The 660-nt window shown below is 58.5% G+C and carries 1 protein-coding gene; it reads right to left on the minus strand.

Features of this window, described 5'->3' with window-relative positions; translation table 11 throughout:
* A partial coding sequence (locus tag E4K65_RS46805; protein WP_135176109.1) for a transposase occupies positions 1-231 on the minus strand: 231 nt, incomplete at its 3' end.
* Between the last annotated feature and the right edge of the window lie 429 nt (positions 232-660).

The raw sequence follows: 660 nt of genomic DNA on the forward strand, positions 1-660 counted from the left end.
CACCCGGTTCAGATAGCCATAAATGTAGAGCTTCAGGAGAACCGAGGGGTGATACGACGGCCGTCCCGTTGCGGCCGGCTCCGCTCCCTCAAAGCCCATCTCAGCCAAATCAAGCGCATCGACAAACACGTCGATCACTCGAACAGGGTTGCTCTCGTCAATGAAATCATCGAGGCATTCGGGCAATAATGTCCATTGCCCACGATCGGCCTGCTCAACGAAGCGCCTCATCAGCTTCCCCCGCAGAATCACCAGAGAATCATAGCAAAGCAGCAGCGTTTTCACACAGCCAGGGTCACCAGCGGCAATGCGCTGACCGAGCGGAACATCTTCAAGACCGGACTTCTGCGCGTTATGAGTATACGCCCTTCTGTAATGGGCCCGATGATGTCAAGCCTCCCGAGTGAACGTCACGCCGCCGAACTCATGCTTCTGTCCGTGGTCAACGCCTGGCCGCCACATCATGCTGTCAGAGGGAGCGGTGAGCCTATCTAGATACGCGTGGTTCGTCAGATGACGGCCACTGGGCGTGTAACGGCTTCACCGGATCCACCGTCCCGGCGACGGGACTTCGGGCACTGGGCTTCAGTTCAGCCCGGTTGCGTTCTTGATCTCCTCCACGTCTTCTATGCCGCGATCGGCCCCGCTTCGGTCCATCGG

It is taken from the genome of Bradyrhizobium niftali (assembly GCF_004571025.1).
Taxonomy (GTDB): domain Bacteria; phylum Pseudomonadota; class Alphaproteobacteria; order Rhizobiales; family Xanthobacteraceae; genus Bradyrhizobium; species Bradyrhizobium niftali.